Origin of the sequence: Pseudomonas zanjanensis, from assembly GCF_014268745.2 — a bacterium.
In the GTDB taxonomy this organism is placed as follows: domain Bacteria; phylum Pseudomonadota; class Gammaproteobacteria; order Pseudomonadales; family Pseudomonadaceae; genus Aquipseudomonas; species Aquipseudomonas zanjanensis.
In genome coordinates, this window is record NZ_JABWRB020000003.1 from 254,241 (window position 1) to 271,593 (window position 17,353).

Here is a 17,353-nt window from a genome sequence, read left to right on the forward strand (position 1 = left end):
TCCGCAGGTACTCCCCTCCATGCTATTTCCATCTCGCCTTACCTTGCTTGCTATGTGCTGCTCAGTCAGTTTTCTTGCCCAGGCGGCAGAGCCTATTGAATTGGGCGTGACCGACGTGACTGCCGATGCGATCAAACCCAACTCCAACACACTACCAGCGCCCTATGCGGGTGGTCAGGTGGCGAGTGGAGGCCAGATGGGGGTGCTGGGTAATCAGGACAATATGGATGTCCCGTTCGTGATGACCAGTTACACCTCGCAGTTGATCGAAGATCAACAAGCGGAAGACGTGGGTGATGTGCTGCTCAACGATCCGTCGGTGCGTCAATCCTATGGGTTTGGTAACCAATCCCAGGTGTTCGTGATTCGAGGCCTGCCGCTTGCCAGCGACGACATTTCCTACAACGGGCTGTACGGCGTTTTACCCCGTCAAATTCTGTCGACGGATGCGATCGAGCGTGTCGAGGTGTTCAAGGGCCCCAACGCGTTTATCAACGGTGTCAGTCCGACGGGCTCGGGCCTTGGGGGCGGCGTCAACCTGCAGCCCAAACGCGCGGAGGATGTTCCGACGCGTCGCTATACCCAGGACATCAGCACCGATGGCCGCATTGGCGAGCATTTGGATATCGGGCAGCGATTCGGCGAGGACAACCGCTTTGGCGCCCGGTTGAACCTGAGCCAGCGCGAAGGTGATACAGCGATCGACAACCAGGATCAGCGCACCAAGTTGTTCGTGGCGGGCTTGGACTATCGAGGTGATGACTTCCGCGTTTCCACCGATTTCGGCTACCAGAAACAGCGTATCAACGGCCTGCGTAACTCGGTGAATATCGGCAGCGCCACCCGCATTCCCACGGCTCCGCACGCGAGCCACAATTTTGGCCAGGACTGGACTTACTCCGAAACCGAAGACACCTTCGGCATGGTTCGTGGCGATTGGGATTTGAACGAAAACTGGACCGCCTACCTGGCTGGCGGTGTAAAGCACACCCGAGAAACTGGGGTCTACGCCACACCGACACTGGTCGGCAATCACGGTGTCGCGACGATTGGCGGCTCGGAAATTCCTCACAATGAAGACAACACATCGTTCAGTGGCGGGTTGAATGGGCGCTTCAACACGGGCCCTGTTTCCCACCAGGTTGCGATCGGCGGCTCAACGATCTGGACCGAGCAGGAAAACGCCTACACGTTCTATCGCTCCGTTACCGGGAACAGCAATATTTACGACACCCCGAAGCTCCCCAAGCCGACGGCGGTGTCCAGCACCGGCGGTGAAATGGGCGATCCCGGGGTGACCGGCAAAACCCGCAACCGTAGCCTGGCGATTTCCGACACAGTGGGCTTGTTCGATGACACGTTGCTGGTCACTTATGGTGTTCGTCGTCAGCAGTTGCGTGTCGAAAACTATAAGTACGATGGCACCACTTCAAACGGTGTCGCCAATCCAGCAAACGATGGCAGCCGCAGCACGCTCTACGATGAAGCCGTTACCACGCCGGTTTACGGCATCGTCTACAAACCTGTGGAGAGCGTGTCGCTCTACGCCAACCGAATCGAAGGCCTTGCAAAAGGGCCCGTGGCGTCCGGTTCAGGCATCACCAACCTGGGCCAAGCCTTTCCCCCTGGCCGCACTAAACAGTTGGAAGCGGGCATCAAGCTGGACATGCAAACCTTTGGGGCCAACGTGGGTGTTTTCCGCATCGAGAAACCCTCCGATGGTTACGTCGACAACGCGCGGAACCTCTATGTGCGTGATGGCGAGCAGGTCAACAAGGGGCTGGAGATCAGCGTGTTCGGCGAGCCCATCGACGGCCTCCGGTTGATGGCCGGCGGCACCCGCATGACGTCCGAACTCAAAAACACCGCGGGCGGCCTCAACGATGGCAACCACGCCATCGGCGTGCCGACGTTTCAGCTCAATGCCAGCGTGGATTGGGATGTCCCGGGTATCGAAGGTGCCGCGCTCAGCGCGAGGATGTTGCGCACGGGCGGGCAGTACGCTGACCAGGCCAACAACCTGAGCTTGCCGACCTGGAACCGTTTCGACGCGGGCGCACGTTATAAGATGAAATTCGTGGAGAAAGACCTGACGTTGCGCGTCAATGTGGAGAACATTACCGATAAGAACTACTGGGCCTCGGCCAACGGCGGCTACCTTTCGCAGGGGGATCCGCGGTTGGTGAAGTTTTCGGGGACTGTTGATTTCTGATCAGAAGCGGAACACGGAGCGTCCCTGGCGACATCCGTGGGAGCAAAGCTTGCTCGCGATAGCGGTAGACCAGCCAAACCCGTTATCGACAGACCTGCCCCAATCGCGAGCAAGCTTTGCTCCCACAGTGGGTGGCGTTGGGCTGGATATTCGGCTCGACACTAACCCTCTGTGGCGAGGGAGCTTGCTCCCGCTGGCGTGCGCAGCAGGCCCCTGCATTTCTTCTGGGAAACCGCATCGTCTGGTTTTGCGGCTGCTGCGCAGCCGAGCGGGAGCAAGCTCCCTCGCCACGGGCGGTGTCAGGGCTGGCGTCATCGCGAGCAGGCTCGCTCCCACAGGAGGGCAGGGCTGTTGCAGATGTTCATCACTGCCGGGTGTGGGAGCAGCAGATGCTGTGTTCACCGCCGCCCAGTGTGGGAGCGGGCTTGCTCGCGAAGAGGGTGGCACATTCAATATTGATGCAAGCTGACCCGCCGCTTTCGCGAGCAAGCTTTGCTCCCACAGTGCGTGGCGTTGGGCTGGATATTCGGCTCGACACTAACCCCTGTGGCGAGGGAGCTTGCTCCCGCTGGCCTGCGCAGCAGGCCCCTGCATTTCTTCAGGGAAACCGCATCGTCTGGTTTTGCGACTGCTGCGCAGTTGAGCGGGAGCAAGCTCCCTCGCCACGGGCGGTGTCTGGGCTGGCGTCATCGCGAGCAGGCTCGCTCCCACAGGAGGGCAGGGCTGTTGCAGATGTTCATCACTGCCGGGTGTGGGAGCAGCAGATACTGTGTTCACCGCCGCCCAGTGTGGGAGCGGGCTTGCTCGCGAAGAGGGTGGCACATTCAATATTGATGCAAGCTGACCCGCCGCTTTCGCGAGCAAGCTTTGCTCCCACAGTGGCTGGCGGTTGGGCTGGATATTCGGCTCGACACAACCCCCTGTGGCGAGGGAGCTTGCTCCCGCTGGCGTGCGCAGCAGGCCCCTGCATTTCTTCTGGGAAACCGCATCGTCTGGTTTTGCGACTGCTGCGCAGTCGAGCGGGAGCAAGCTCCCTCGCCACGGGCGGTGTCTGGGCTGGGGTTATCGCGAGCAGGCTCGCTCCCACAGGAGGGCAGGGCTGTTGCAGATGTTCATCACTGCCGGGTGTGGGAGCAGCAGATACTGTGTTCACCGCCGCCCAGTATGGGAGCGGGCTTGCTCGCGAAGAGGGTGTCACATTCAATATTGATGCAAGCTGACCCGCCGCTTTCGCGAGCAAGCTTTGCTCCCACAGTGGGTGGCGTTGGGCTGGATATTCGGCTCGACACTAACCCCTGTGGCGAGGGAGCTTGCTCCCGCTGGCCTGCGCAGCAGGCCCCTGCATTTCTTCAGGGAAACCGCATCGTCTGGTTTTGCGACTGCTGCGCAGTCGAGCGGGAGCAAGCTCCCTCGCCACGGGCGGTGTCAGGGCTGGCGTCATCGCGAGCAGGCTCGCTCCCACAGGGATCTGTATTCCCATTGATGCCCCAGGCTGCCGAGAGCAGTTGGCCTCGCCTTGGCCTTATTTACGCTTGAGCATCTCCGGCAACTGCGCCACCAGCTTCTGGTTATTCAACGGCGCCCGAATAAACCCACGCTGGGTGCCGTCCGGGCCGATCACGGCAAGATTGCCGCTGTGGTCAACCGTGTAGTTGGGCTTGCTGGTGTCCGCCGGGATGAACGGAATGCTCACCGCATTCGCCAGTTTCTGCAGGTCTTCCACCGAGGCGGCGGTCAGGCCTTTGAATTGCGGGTCGAAGTAACCCAGGTACTGCTTGAGTTGCTTGGGCGTGTCGCGATTCGGGTCGACGCTCACCAGTACGATCTGCAACTTGGCCACCGCCTCGGGCGGCAGTTCGCTCTTGATCTGGCGCAGTTGGGCGAGGGTGGTCGGGCAGATGTCCGGGCAGAAGGTGTAGCCGAAGAACAGCAGGCTCCATTTGTCTTTCAACCCGTCCATCGCCACGGGCTGGCCGTCCTGGTCGGTCATTTTCACGTCCGGCAGGTTGCGGCTTTGGGGCAGCAGGATGATGCCGGCGTCGATCAACGCGGTCGGGTCACCCTGGCCTTTGCTGGACAGCACTTTGTTGATGGTCAGGCCGAGGATCACTGCGATCACGGCCGCGAGGATGAAGACGGTTTTCTGGGTTCGAGTCATAGGCTCAACAGTAAGTAGTGATCAACGAGCAGGGCGATGAACAGCAGGAACAAGTACCAGATAGAGTACTTGAAGGTGTTGATCGCCGCGTGCGGCCGACTGCCACGGTACAACACCACGGCCCATTGCAGGAACCGGGCACCCAGCACCAGTGCGCAAATCAGGTACAGCATCCCGCTCATCTGGATCACGAACGGCATCAGGCTCACCGCCAGCAGCACCAAGGTGTACAGCAGGATATGAATCTTGGTGTAGTGCTCGCCGTGGGTCACCGGCAGCATCGGGATGTCGGCCTTGGCGTATTCCTCCTTGCGGTGAATCGCCAGGGCCCAGAAGTGCGGCGGGGTCCAGGCGAAGATGATCAGCACCAGCAGCAGCGGTTCGGCGCTGACATGTCCGGTAGCCGCGACCCAGCCCAGCAGGGGCGGCGCGGCGCCGGCGAGGCCGCCGATGACGATGTTCTGCGGCGTCGCCCGTTTCAGGAAACCGGTATACACCACCGCATATCCCAGCAACGAGGCCAGGGTCAGCCAGGCCGTCAGCGGGTTGGTGAACGCCAGCAGCATGGCTTGGCCGGCCACCGCCAGCGCCAGGGCGAAGGTCAGTGCGGCGGCCGGCGAGACCCGGCCCTCGGCCAATGGCCGCTTGTGGGTGCGGGCCATCACCGCGTCGATGCGCCGGTCCACCACATGGTTGACCGCCGCCGCGCCGCCGGCACACAGGGCGATGCCGAGGTTGCCGAACACCAGGACTGTCCACGGCACGCCGGCACGGGTGGCGAGGAACATGCCGACCAGCGAGGTGATCAGCATCAACACCACCACTTTCGGCTTGGTCAGCTCCAGGTAGTCGCGCCAGATCGCTTGGCTGTGGCGTTCACCGGTCAAGGTTGCCATGGCATCTCTCCTTTTATTGTTATAGGGCTGACGCTGTGTTTATGCGGGTTGAAGCGCCAGCGCAGCGGGACCTGATGCTTGACCCGGACCAGGCTGGTACGGGCGTGATAGTTGACCAATACCAGGGTCAGCAACAACGCGGCGCCCCCGGCGTTGTGGGCGACGGCCACCGGCAACGGCAGATGGAACAGCACGTTGCTGATGCCCAGGGTGATTTGTGCCGCCAGGGCAGCCAGCACCAGCCCGGCGAGCCGGGTCATGCCGACGTTTTTCAGTTGCCAGGCCAGGCCCAGCAGCACCACGGTCACCAGCAAGGCGCCGATGCGGTGGGTCAGGTGAATGGCGGTGCGGGCGTCACTGTCCAGTTGCCCGCCGAGGTAGTTGGGGCCGATGTGTTGGGTCAGGTGGAAGCCGTTGGCAAAATCCGCCGGTGGCAGCCATTGACCGTGGCAGGTGGGGAAGTCGATACACGCCACGGCGGCATAGTTGGAGCTGACCCAACCGCCCAGGGCAATCTGGCCGATCACCAACAGCAGTCCGGCGGTGGCCCAATGTTGCAGGCGCTTGGGCACGGTCAGCGCGGGTAATACGCCAGACAATCTCAGCGTCAGCAGGAACAGCAGGCTCAACGTCGCGAACCCGCCCAGCAAATGCCCGGTGACCACCTGCGGCCAGAGCTTGAGGGTCACGGTCCACATGCCGAACGCTGCCTGGGCGAAGACCACGGCCAGCAAGAACAGCGGCAATTTCAAAGGCTGGCCGGGGCGGCGACGGTTCATCCAGGCCCGGGCGGCCAGCGCGGTAATCATCAGCCCCAGGGCCCCGGCAAAGTAGCGATGGACCATCTCGTTCCAGCCTTTGTGGGCTTCCACCGGGGTGTCGGGGAAATGCAGCTCGGCATGGGCCAGTTGGGCTTCGCTCTTGGGCACGCTGATGAAGCCGTAGCAACCGGGCCAGTCCGGGCAACCGAGGCCGGCGTGGGTGAGCCGGGTGTAGGCGCCCAGCAGGACGACGATCAGTGCCAGCAGCGTGGCAAACAGCGCGAGGCGAAATCCAGGTTTGGCCATGTCGATGCCCTCATCCGATGTTCGACAGTTTCAGCAGGTGGCGCAGGTCGTTGAGCAGGTCCTTGCCCTTGACCCTGGCGTCATAGCGCAGCACCAGGTTGCTGTGGGGATCGATGATCCACAGTTGGGCGCCGCCGGAGCCTTGGGCGCCTTTCTGATACGCCGGCAGGTCCAGTGGATAACGTTGCAGTTGTGGATACTCGCGTTGCAGTTGGGCGTCGTACTCGCTGTCCAGCGGCTGCGAGATGGCCAGGGCATGGCTGGCGCGGCCGGCATCGCGTCCCAGGCCGATCTGCACCTGCCGCGCCAGATAGACCAATTGGCGACAATCCACCGAGCACTCCTGCGGCGCGGTGACCAGGATCTGCCAGCGTTGCTCATCGGCTTGTACGCCAATCTCGGCGCGGGTCTGGCCGGTGCCGATCAGCTCGCCGTGGTAGCTGCGACTGTCGGGCACCCAGAACTGGAATTTGTACATGCCGGTGGCGAGGATCATCGGGCCGATCACGCCCAGCACGATCAACAGCAATTGCACGCGCCCCTTGCGACGGCTGCGTGCGTCGGGCGCCTCAGACGTGTTGGTTGGATTCATGGTGTTTCCCATGGTGTCTCCCTGCGTTGTGCCATCCGAGATAAAGGAACAGGCCGAACAGCGCCGCCGCCATGGCGAACCACTGCACGGCATAGCCGAGGTGTTTTTCCGGCCCCATGGCCACCACCGGCCAATCGGTCCGGTAGGCGCCGGGGCCGCTTTGTTGGCGTAATTCATAGGCGAAGCCGTTGCGGTCGAGGTCGGCCCAGAGCTTGTCCGGCTCGATGGCGGTGACCAGTCGCGGCCAGGGGGCGCCGGCCGGGTCGGCGTGAAGTTGAAAGGTGGCGCCCGGGGCGACGTAGACCCAGGCCTGAAGGCTCACGGGTTGTTCCGGGGTGTTGAACACGGGCGGGATGCGCCGGTCCGGCCAGGGCAGCCAGCCGCGATTGACCAGCAGCCACAGCCCGGTGCGGTGGTCGAGGAACGGTTGCAGCAGTTCGACACCGACCTTGCCGCCGTGCTGGCGGTTGTCCAGCAGGATGCTGTGCTCGGCGTCGAACTGGCCTTGCAGCGTGACCGGTCGAAAGGCCGGATCGGCGGTGTGCGCCAGCTCGCTGCTGTCCATCGGCGCCGCCACGCGGCGCTCGGCGTAAGTGTCCATGAGCACACGCTTCTGTTCGCCCCGGCTCAATTGCCAGAACCCCAGGCACACCATCACCGGCACCAGCACGGCCACCACCAATGACGGCACGATGCCCGGCCGGAAGCCTTTCATGGCGTCGCCCGAAAGCTGTCGAACGGGATAGCTATACTCACGTGCATCGCGTCCCCCCGGAGTGTCCCTAATGCTCAAAGCAGCCATCGCCCTGATGCTGATCGCCACGATTGCCAGCCTGTTCAGCGGCCTGTTTTTTCTGGTCAAGGACGACAGCAGTTCCAATCGACTGGCCATCGCCCTGGCGATTCGTGTCGCCTTGGCCGCCGTCACCGTCGGCTTGATCGCCTGGGGCTTTTTCAGCGGCCAGTTGGTGTCGCATGCTCCTTGGTAAAGCGCCGCCCTGGTAACGGCTGCCTCAGAGGATGTAGACGAAGAAGAACAAGCCGATCCACACCACGTCGACGAAGTGCCAATACCAGCTCGCGGCCTCGAAGCCGAACTGGTGCTCGTTGTCGAAATGCCCGCGCATGATGCGCATCAGCATCACGAACAAAATGATCGTGCCAATGGTGACGTGGGCGCCGTGAAAGCCCGTGAGCATGAAGAACGTCGCGCCGTAGATCCCCGAGCCCAACGTCAGGCCCAGCTCTTTATAGGCGTGGATGTATTCCTCGGCCTGGAAGCCCAGGAAGGCGCACCCCAGCAGCACGGTGATCGCCAGCCAGATTTTCAGCGCGCCACGATGGCCTTTTTTCAGGGCATGGTGGGCGATGGTCACGGTGACGCTGGAACTGACCAGCAGGATGGTGTTGAGCAGCGGCAAGCCCCAAGGGCTGATCACATCCTTGGGCGGTGGGAATAGCTTGGGGTCGGGGTTGTTCAACAACGGCCAGACGTATTCGAAGTTCGGCCAGAGCATCTCCGATAAACCCTTGCTGCCTTCACCGGCCAACCCCGGCGCCGAGACCATGCGCACATAGAACAGCGCACCAAAGAAGGCGACGAAGAACATCACTTCGGAAAAGATGAACCAGCTCATGCCCCAGCGGAACGAGCGGTCGAGCTGGGCGCTGTACAGCCCGGCGCGGCTTTCCTTGATGACCGCGCCGAACCAGCCGAACAGCATGTAGGCCACCAGCAGGCCGCCGACGAAAAAGATCAGCGGGCCGTGGGAATCCGGGCGGTCGGCTTTCAGGTCGTTGAACCAGGTCGCCAGGCCGTACACCGTGACGAACATCCCGACCGTGGCGATGATCGGCCATTTGCTCTGGGCCGGAACGTAATAGTGCTCATGAGTTGCCATTTATTGTTCTCCTTATCGGGCACGCTATCGGTCAGTGTTTAGAGCCACCGGTGGATGACGAGCGGTGATGTCGAACAGCGTGTAGGACAGCGTCAGATGCTTCACTTCCTTGGGCATGTCCCGGTCGACGATGAAGCGCATGGGCATTTCGATGCGTTCGCCGGGTTGCAGCACTTGCTGGGTAAAACAAAAACATTCGGTCTTGTGGAAATACGCCGCCGCGTTGCTCGGCGAGATGCTCGGCACCGCCTGGGCGCTCATCGGCCGGTCGGTGGGGTTGTGCGCGACAAACACCATCTCGTTGACCGCCCCGGCCTTGACCACCAGCTCATCGCCCTTGGGGTAGAAGTCCCAGACCATGTCCACCGCGTTGGTCGACAGGAACTGCACACGCACCTGGCGTGACTCATCGACGACCTGCTCGCCTTCGTACTGCCCGCCGGTCTTGCCGTTGATGCCGAACGCCTTGCACATCACGTCGTAGATCGGCACCAGGGCAAACCCGAAGATGAACATGGCCACCACCACCAGCAGCAGGCGGGTGACCAGTTTTTTCAGCGAGATCGAGTCAGCCATGATTCTGAACCCCTACAGATAACTCTGTGGGAGCGGGCTTGCTCGCGAAGCAGGCGCTACGGTCTAACAGGAACACCGCGTCATCGTTCTTCGCGAGCAAGCCCGCTCCCACATTCATTTCACTTCCGGCGGCGTAGTAAACGTGTGATACGGCGCCGGCGACGGCACGCTCCACTCCAGCCCTTCGGCCCCATCCCATGGCTTGGCCGGTGCCGGGGGGCCGCCGCGGATGGTCTTGATCACGATGAACAGGAAGAAGATCTGCGTGGTGCCGAACATGAACGCGCCGATGGACGAGACCATGTTGAAGTCGGCGAACTGCAGGTTGTAGTCGGGAATCCGCCGGGGCATGCCCGCCAGGCCCACGAAATGCATCGGGAAGAACGCCAGGTTCATGCCGATGAACGACAGCCAGAAGTGCAGCTTGCCAAGGGTTTCGTCGTACATGTGGCCGGTCCATTTCGGCAGCCAGTAGTAGGCCGAGGCAAAGATCCCGAAGATCGCCCCGGGCACCAGCACGTAGTGGAAGTGCGCGACCACGAAGTAGGTGTCCTGGTACTGGAAGTCCGCCGGGGCGATGGCCAGCATGAGCCCGGAGAAACCGCCGATGGAAAACAGGATCACGAACGCCACGGCGAACAGCATCGGCGTCTCGAAGGTCAGCGAGCCCTGCCACATGGTGCTGGCCCAGTTGAACACCTTCACCCCGGTGGGCACGGCGATCAGCAGGGTCGCGTACATGAAGAACAGCTCGCCCACCAGCGGGATGCCGACCACGAACATGTGGTGCGCCCAGACGATGAACGACAGGAACGCAATGGCGGCCGTGGCGTAGACCATCGAGGTGTAACCGAACAACGGCTTGCGCGAGAACGCCGGGATGATCGAGCTGACGGCACCGAAGGCCGGCAGGATCATGATGTACACCTCGGGGTGGCCGAAGAACCAGAACACGTGCTGGAACAGCACCGGGTCACCGCCACCGGCGGCACTGAAGAAGCTGGTGCCGAAGTGGATGTCCATCAGCATCATCGTCACGCAGCCGGCCAGCACCGGCATCACCGCGATCAGCAGGAACGCGGTGATCAGCCAGGTCCAGACGAACAGTGGCATTTTCATCAGGGTCATGCCGGGGGCGCGCAGGTTGAGGATGGTGGCGACCACGTTGATCGCCCCCATGATCGAGCTGATGCCCATCAGGTGGATGGCAAAGATGAAGAACGTCACGCTTTCCGGCGCGTAGGTGGTGGACAGCGGCGCATAGAAGGTCCAGCCGAAGTTCGGCCCGCCGCCGGGAGTGAACAGCGTCGAGACCAACATCAGGAACGCCGCCGGCAACAGCCAGAAGCTGAAGTTGTTCATGCGCGGCAGGGCCATGTCCGGCGCGCCGATCATCAGTGGGACCATCCAGTTGGCAAGGCCGACGAACGCCGGCATCACCGCGCCGAAGACCATCACCAGGCCATGCATGGTGGTCATCTGGTTGAAGAATTCCGGCTGCACGATCTGCAAACCGGGCTGGAACAGCTCGGCGCGGATCACCATGGCGAACGAGCCGCCCAGCAGGAACATCGAGAAGGCGAACCACAGGTACAGCGTGCCGATGTCCTTGTGGTTGGTGGTCAGCACCCAGCGCATCAGGCCCTTGGCGGGGCCGTGGGCGTGGTCGGCATGACCGTGGTCATCGATCACAGCACTCATGTCCTTTCTCCTTCGAACCAATGGGCTGGACGGCGCGGGGCAACGCGCCCCGACCGGTTTTGGGAACGAGCGTCGGGCCGGCTCATTGGCTTTCCGCCTGTTTGAGTTCCAGCACTTCTTTAGGCGTCACCATGTCGCCCTTGTTGTTGCCCCAGGCGTTGCGTTCATAGGTCACGACCGCGGCGATATCGACTTCCGACAGTTGTTTGCCGAAGGCGGCCATGGAGGTGCCGGGCTTGCCGTGGAAGACAATGTTCAGGTGATCCTTGATCGGCCCGGTGGCGATTTTCGAGCCCTTGAGCGCCGGGAACATCGGCGGCAAGCCTTGGCCTTCGGCCTGGTGGCAGGCCACGCAGGTGGTGTGATAGACCTTGTCGCCACGCTCGACGAGCTCTTCGCGGGTCCATTCCTTGCTGGTCAGCTCCTTGAGCTGCGCGGCTTCGGCCTTGCGTTCGCCCAGCCATTTCTCGTAGTCGGGCTTGCTCTTGACCTCCACCACGATCGGCATGAAGCCGTGGTCCTTGCCGCACAGCTCGGCGCATTGGCCGCGATAGAGGCCGGGCTTGTCGACGCGGGTCCAGGCTTCGTTGACGAACCCCGGAATGGCATCGCGCTTGACCGCGAAGGCCGGCACCCACCAGGAGTGGATCACGTCGGCGGAGGTCACCAAAAAGCGCACCTTGGCATCGACCGGCAGCACCAGCGGCTTGTCGACTTCCAACAGGTAGTGCTCGCCCTTGGCGCTCTGGTTGTGGATCTGTTCGGCGGGGGTCGCCAGGTTGCTGAAGAACTCGACGTCCTGGCCCAGGTACTTGTAGTGCCACTTCCACTGGTAGCCGGTGACCTGGATATCGATCTCCGACTCACTGGAGTCGTACATCTTGATCAGGGTCGCGGTGGCGGGAATCGCCATCAGCACCAGGATCAGGAAGGGCACGATGGTCCAGAGGATTTCGACGCGGGTGTTTTCGTGAAAGTGCGCGGCATTCTGGCCGGTTGAGCGGCGGTGCATCATCATCGACCAGAACATGGCGCCGAAGACGATGATGCCGATGACCACACAGATCCAGAAGATGGTCATGTGCAGGTCGAACACTGCGTTGCTGATCTGTGTCGCTCCAGGCGCCATATTCACAGTCCAGGCCGCTTGTGCCTGACTGAAAATCGACCACAACAGGAGGCCCATCCATACGTGTGGATGTCGCGTCATTGCGGGTTCCCCTTATCGTTCTTGTTATCCCGTAGGCGTAAAGCCTGCGGCAAGGGATCGGCTATCAGACTGCTTAATTGACTCGCCGCGCCTTGCTGCACATGCAATCGGGTGTCATCAGCTAACTCCATTCCAAACCGAGTATAGACAGCACCTGCAACCTCGCAACGCGATGGCGTAAATCGTTTGAAACAGCCGGGGCTTGCGCTAGAGCCCACGAATGGAGAAGGATGCGAACTGAGTGATGGCAAACCGATATAACTGTGACGCAGCAAGGAAGGGGCAGTTATGAAAAATAGGTCTTAGGAGTGTTTTTGCGCCAGCTAAGTTATGTCTTCCCTATTTCATTGCCTTTGTTTCCTGGAGTTGTCATGAACACCGCCGCATTGCGCGAGCAGATCCAAAAAGCCCAACAACACGAAGCCGAGACCGGCCAATTGACCCGTCAACTGGAGGCCCAGTTACCGCATCTGCATCGCACCATTCAATTGCCGGACACGAACCCCAATAACGCCCTCGCGCGGTTTGTCGCGGCGTACATCGATGAAGTGCCCGACCTGCTGGACGCAGCCAACGACGTGGCGAGGGAAGCGGGTATCGAGTCGCAGATCAAACCGGTACTGAAGATTGCCGAACAGTACTTCCTCCAGCCGCCGACCATCATGGCCGGGCATGTCGGGCTCGACAGCCTGCTGGACGAAGCCTATCTGGCGCACCGGTTTGTCGAAGAGGTGAATGACCTTTATATCAAGCATTTCGGCCAGCCATTGATCCCCTTGGACATGACGGTCGCCAACCTGATCGCCCACCAGTTGATCGGTGAGGCATTTGCCAACCAGCTCGATGAAGTGGTGCATCACACGTTCGACGAGATGCTCAACGACGAGACGTTTGCCTTGGAATCAGTAGAAGCCTATCGCGAGAAGCTCAGCAGCCCTGAGACCGGCGCAGCCTGGAAGCGCTGGCCGTGCATGTCCCGTCGCCTGGGCGTGGGCCTGGAGCTGGATCAGCCGGCGGCTTGATCCATCAGGACAACATGAAGCTTTTGTGGGAGCGGGCTTGCTCGCGAAGGCGGAGTGTCAGGCAGCCTATTAGCCAACTGATCCACCGCCTTCGCGAGCAAGCCCGCTCCCACATTGGATCTGTGGTGTTCATAAAATAGGTGTCCAGCACCAGCCCCTTGTGGGAGCGAGCCTGCTCGCGAAAGCGGTTGGACATTCAACATCTATGTCGACTGATCCACTGCCATCGCGAGCAGGCTCGCTCCCACAGGGGCATGGTTAACCGGTCGCTGCACCAACCCCTACGGTCGTGCGCAACCGCCCTTCCAATCGACGCTTGAGCCCACGGGATTCAATCAGCAGCTTCGACCCCTTGCTGGCATTCGCCCGGCCCCATTCTTCCAGCAACTCCAGGCACGAGTGATCGATGTAGCTCAGGTTATTGAGCGGCACGTGCACGGTCGCGCCCGTTGGGATGGTGCCCAGCACCTGGGTCAGCGCCGGCACCTTGAGGAAGGTGGCCGCACCCACCAGGCGCAGTTCCATCTCGCCTTCCTGAGGCAGGTCGATCAGGCTGATTTTCAGGCGCGAGGCTTTCCAGGCGAGTTTCACCAGGGTCAGGCCGAAGCCGATCAGCACACCGGTCAACAGGTCGGTGAAGATGATCGCCAGCGCCGTGGCGGCGTAGGTGAACATCGGCATCCGGCCATAACGGCCCAGGCTTCGAAACGCCTTGAGGTCCACCAGTTTGAAACCGGTGTAGACCAGCACGCCGGCCAGGCTCGCCACCGGAATGCTTTGCAGCACGCTGGACAGCAACAGCACGAACAGCAGCAACCACAGGCCGTGGAAAATTGTCGACATCCGCGTGGTGGCCCCGGCTTGGACGTTGGCCGAACTGCGCACGATCACCCCGGTCATCGGCAGGGCGCCGAGCAGGCCGCAGAGCATGTTGCCGATCCCTTGTGCCGACAGTTCCCGGTCGAAGTCCGCACGTTCACCGCTGTGCATGCGATCCACGGCGGCCGCCGACAGCAGGGTTTCGGCACTGGCGATGAAGGCCACGGCGAACGCGGCGATCAGCAGCGTTGGGTCGGCCAGGTTCAGCAGGTCCGCCGGGCGCAGCCAATCAATGGCTTCGGCCAGGTTCTCCGGAACCTCCACGCGCTTGACCTGCAAGGCCAGCAGCAGGCTGGCGACGGTCGCCAGGCCGACGCCCAGCAAGGCGCCGGGAACGAAGCGCAGGCTGTGGGGGCGAAACTTCTCCCACAGCCACATCACCGCGATCGTCGACAGACCGAGCAGGCCGGCCTGCCAGCCGAAGGACGGCAATGCCTGGGCCACTGCCGCCGGGAACGCCGCGAGGTTATCCAGCCCGGAGGGCTTGGGCGCCGCGTCCAGCATCACATGGACCTGGGACAATACGATCAGCACGCCGATACCCGCGAGCATCCCGTACACCACGGCTGGCGCGGTGACCCGGAACCAGCAGCCCAGGCGAAAGCGCCCGGCCAGCAATTGCAGTAGACCGGCCAGCAGCAGGATCGGCCCGAGCATGGCCACGCCATGCTGGCGCACCAGTTCGAAGACCAACACCGCCAACCCGGCGGCCGGACCGCTGACTTGCAGCTTCGAGCCAGCCAGGAAACCCACTACCAGACCACCGATGATCCCGGTAATCAGGCCCTTGGCCGGCGGCAGGCCGGAGGCGATGGCAATGCCCATGCACAAGGGCAGCGCCACCAGGAACACAACCACCGAAGCCAATAACTCCCGTGGCAGAACAGCTTTTAGTTGAGCAGCACGCATGGCGACTCTCCCGAAGTTTCTTCAGGCATGGCGAGGCCCTACCGCCTGGATAGCGGTAAGGCTAGAACCACACAAGGATGATTAGGAGTGGTTAGAAGCGCGCTTTGGGCGTCGCCACCGGTATCGGATGGCTGCCATCGAGCGGCAGGAAACGTCCCTGGTCCGCGTCAAAGGCTTTGATCTCGCTGGTCTCGATGTTGTACACCCAGCCATGGATGAACAACTGACCGCTGGCCATGCGCGACGCGACCGAGGGATGCGTTCGCAAATGCTGCAACTGCGCGATCACGTTTTCTTCGGTGAGGATGGGCATGGTCTGTTTTTCGTCGCCGCACGGACAGTTGTCGTGGACCATGGTCTTGGCCACTTCGGCGTGGCGCAGCCAGGCTTTTACCGTGGGCATTTTTTCCAGGGTGTCCGGGTTCAGCACGGCACGCATGGCGCCGCAATCGGAATGGCCGCAAACAATGATGTGTTGCACACCAAGGGCCAGCACGGCGTATTCGATGGCGGTGGAGACGCCGCCATTCATCTGCCCGTAAGGCGGAACGACGTTGCCGACGTTGCGGGTCACGAACAGGTCGCCGGGGGAGCTATGGGTGATCAGCTCGGGCACGATGCGCGAATCGGCGCAGGTGATGAACATCGCCCGGGGCGCCTGGGCGGTGGCGAGTTTCTTGAAGAGCTCTTCCTGTTGCGGAAAGATCTCGTGATGGAAATGCAAAAAGCCGTCAACAATATGCTGCAGCGCTGCATCGGCGGTTTCCGCCACGGGTTGGGCTGAAGCCGACGCAGCCAACGGCTGTTTATCCTTGTCACTCATTGATTCATCCTCTTTTGACGGTATGACGCCAGTGGCTAAAACATCCAGGTCGACATCTGCGACCCGTCAGTCACTCGCTGAACAAGGTAGCGGCCGAAACTTAACTCAAACTGAAATCGAAGGCTCTAGGACAATGATTCCAGGGGTGGCGAAACACTGGCGCAGCTCATGTCCAGTGGCCTTTCCAGGGTCAACTTTAATCAAATCAACGACATCTGTCGGCCCGGCGGACAGAAGGCAGCGCAATCGAGATTGTATCCGTCGCGTCGCTCCAGTCCCAGGCGCTTGAGTGCCTTGGCGAAGCGCTGGGCCAGCAGGTCGGCGAACGGGCCTTCGCCGCGCATTCGCGCACCGAAGCGGCTGTCATACAGCTCGCCACCGCGGCTCTGGCGCACCAGGCTCAGTACATGGGCGGCGCGTTGCGGGTAGTGCGCCTGCAGCCACTCCTCGAACAGCGGCGCGACTTCCAGCGGCAGGCGCAGCATCACGTAGGCGGCATTCTGCGCGCCGGCGGCGTGGGCTTCGGTCAGCAGGCTCTCGATCTCGCTGTCGTTGATCATCGGGATCATCGGTGCGCAGAGCACGCCCACGTTGATGCCTGCCTCACGCATGACCTTGATCGCCCGCAGCCGCGCCTTGGGCGCCGCCGCCCGGGGTTCGAGAATGCGCTTGAGCTCATCGTCCAGGGTGGTGAGGCTGATCATCACGTGCACCAGGCGTTGCTGTGCCAGTTCGGTCAGCAGGTCCAGGTCGCGCAGGATCAGCGAGCCCTTGGTGACGATGGTCACCGGATGCCGATAACGCAGCAGCACCTCGAGGATCCGCCGGGTTATCCGTTGTTCCCGTTCGATCGGCTGATAGGGGTCGGTGTTGGAGCCCAGTGCGATCGGCGCGCATTGATAGCCGCGCCGGGACAATTGCTCCTCCAGCACGTCGGCGGCATTGGTCTTGGCGATCAGCTTCGTTTCGAAATCCAGCCCTGGCGACAGGTCCCAATAGGCATGGCTGGGCCGCGCATAGCAGTAGATGCAGCCGTGTTCACAGCCTCGGTACGGGTTGATCGAGCGGTCGAATGGGATATCGGACGAGGTGTTGCGGGTAATGATGGTCTTCGCCGTTTCGATGCGCACTTCGGTGCCCTGGGTCGGCGGGACTTCCTGGTACCAGCCGTCATCCTCGACCACCGAGCGATTCGGGGCGAAGCGGTTGTGCGGGTTGGTCGCGGTGCCGCGGCCGCGAGGTGGAAGGGAGGCAGGCATGGGAATACTCCGAAGGCTGTATGTGCATACAGTATTCGCTGATTGCGGTTCAGGCCAGTGCCATTGGGCGGGTCACGGAACAAAGCCGACATTCACGCAATGCTGTTCACTTAAGGCAATCGACAAACCCGTGGCGAGGGAGCTTGCT

15 protein-coding genes are annotated in these 17,353 nt (G+C 61.8%); 3 read left to right on the forward strand and 12 right to left on the reverse strand.

All coding sequences use genetic code 11. The features are described from left to right. Nucleotides 1-19: 19 nt before the first annotated feature. Complete coding sequence (locus HU715_RS20930; RefSeq protein ID WP_186710626.1) at nt 20-2,212, forward strand: TonB-dependent receptor; 2,193 nt, start codon at nt 20-22, stop codon at nt 2,210-2,212. Nucleotides 2,213-3,734: 1,522 nt separating this feature from the next. On the opposite strand, the gene HU715_RS20935 is transcribed toward HU715_RS20930, so the two are convergent. Genes HU715_RS20935 through HU715_RS20955 form a run of 5 tightly spaced genes read right to left on the reverse strand, consistent with a single transcriptional unit; the run spans nt 3,735 to nt 7,640 of the window. After that, the gene (locus tag HU715_RS20935; protein ID WP_053126982.1) at nt 3,735-4,370 is read right to left on the reverse strand and encodes an SCO family protein; all 636 of its coding nucleotides are present in this window, start codon (nt 4,368-4,370) and stop codon (nt 3,735-3,737) included. Beyond that, the gene (gene cyoE, locus HU715_RS20940) at nt 4,367-5,266 is read right to left on the reverse strand and encodes a heme o synthase (protein WP_018600879.1); all 900 of its coding nucleotides are present in this window, start codon (nt 5,264-5,266) and stop codon (nt 4,367-4,369) included. Before cyoE ends, HU715_RS20935 begins: the two co-directional genes overlap by 4 nt. After that, a complete protein-coding gene (locus tag HU715_RS20945; RefSeq protein WP_186708290.1) occupies nt 5,254-6,333 on the reverse strand; it encodes a COX15/CtaA family protein in 1,080 nt (359 codons plus the stop codon). The genes cyoE and HU715_RS20945 overlap by 13 nt, the downstream gene beginning before the upstream one ends. A 10-nt stretch (nt 6,334-6,343) precedes the next feature. Beyond that, nucleotides 6,344-6,937, reverse strand: coding sequence for a PA_0111/PP_0108 family redox-active disulfide protein (locus tag HU715_RS20950; RefSeq protein WP_186708288.1), 594 nt, complete (start codon nt 6,935-6,937; stop codon nt 6,344-6,346). Further along, complete coding sequence (locus HU715_RS20955; RefSeq protein WP_186708286.1) at nt 6,903-7,640, reverse strand: SURF1 family protein; 738 nt, start codon at nt 7,638-7,640, stop codon at nt 6,903-6,905. The genes HU715_RS20950 and HU715_RS20955 overlap by 35 nt, the downstream gene beginning before the upstream one ends. A gap of 70 nt (nt 7,641-7,710) precedes the next feature. On the opposite strand from HU715_RS20955, the gene HU715_RS20960 reads away from it, so the two are divergent. After that, nucleotides 7,711-7,914: a twin transmembrane helix small protein gene (locus HU715_RS20960; RefSeq protein ID WP_186708284.1), complete on the forward strand. Its 204-nt coding sequence runs from the start codon at nt 7,711-7,713 to the stop codon at nt 7,912-7,914. Between the two features lie 24 nt (nt 7,915-7,938). On the opposite strand, the gene HU715_RS20965 is transcribed toward HU715_RS20960, so the two are convergent. The 4 genes from HU715_RS20965 to coxB form a co-directional block, all read right to left on the reverse strand. Then, nucleotides 7,939-8,826: a cytochrome c oxidase subunit 3 gene (locus tag HU715_RS20965; RefSeq protein WP_186708282.1), complete on the reverse strand. Its 888-nt coding sequence runs from the start codon at nt 8,824-8,826 to the stop codon at nt 7,939-7,941. Between the two features lie 24 nt (nt 8,827-8,850). Further along, nucleotides 8,851-9,402, reverse strand: coding sequence for a cytochrome c oxidase assembly protein (locus HU715_RS20970; RefSeq protein ID WP_186708280.1), 552 nt, complete (start codon nt 9,400-9,402; stop codon nt 8,851-8,853). Nucleotides 9,403-9,516: 114 nt separating this feature from the next. Beyond that, a complete protein-coding gene (ctaD, locus tag HU715_RS20975; RefSeq protein ID WP_186708278.1) occupies nt 9,517-11,103 on the reverse strand; it encodes a cytochrome c oxidase subunit I in 1,587 nt (528 codons plus the stop codon). An 82-nt stretch (nt 11,104-11,185) separates the two neighbouring features. After that, complete coding sequence (gene coxB, locus HU715_RS20980) at nt 11,186-12,313, reverse strand: cytochrome c oxidase subunit II (RefSeq protein WP_186708276.1); 1,128 nt, start codon at nt 12,311-12,313, stop codon at nt 11,186-11,188. A gap of 371 nt (nt 12,314-12,684) precedes the next feature. Here coxB and HU715_RS20985 point away from each other — a divergent pair, with 371 nt between their 5' ends. Continuing rightward, a complete protein-coding gene (locus HU715_RS20985) occupies nt 12,685-13,335 on the forward strand; it encodes a hypothetical protein (protein WP_186708274.1) in 651 nt (216 codons plus the stop codon). A 258-nt stretch (nt 13,336-13,593) separates the two neighbouring features. On the opposite strand, the gene HU715_RS20990 is transcribed toward HU715_RS20985, so the two are convergent. The 3 genes from HU715_RS20990 to HU715_RS21000 form a co-directional block, all read right to left on the reverse strand. Continuing rightward, nucleotides 13,594-15,123, reverse strand: a complete 1,530-nt coding sequence (locus HU715_RS20990; protein WP_186708272.1) for a SulP family inorganic anion transporter — start codon at nt 15,121-15,123, stop codon at nt 13,594-13,596. A 91-nt stretch (nt 15,124-15,214) separates the two neighbouring features. Then, entirely contained in the window at nt 15,215-15,946 is a 732-nt protein-coding gene (locus HU715_RS20995; RefSeq protein ID WP_053127002.1) for a carbonic anhydrase, read from the reverse strand. A 200-nt stretch (nt 15,947-16,146) separates the two neighbouring features. Then, entirely contained in the window at nt 16,147-17,205 is a 1,059-nt protein-coding gene (locus HU715_RS21000) for a PA0069 family radical SAM protein (protein ID WP_186708270.1), read from the reverse strand. Nucleotides 17,206-17,353: the final 148 nt, after the last annotated feature.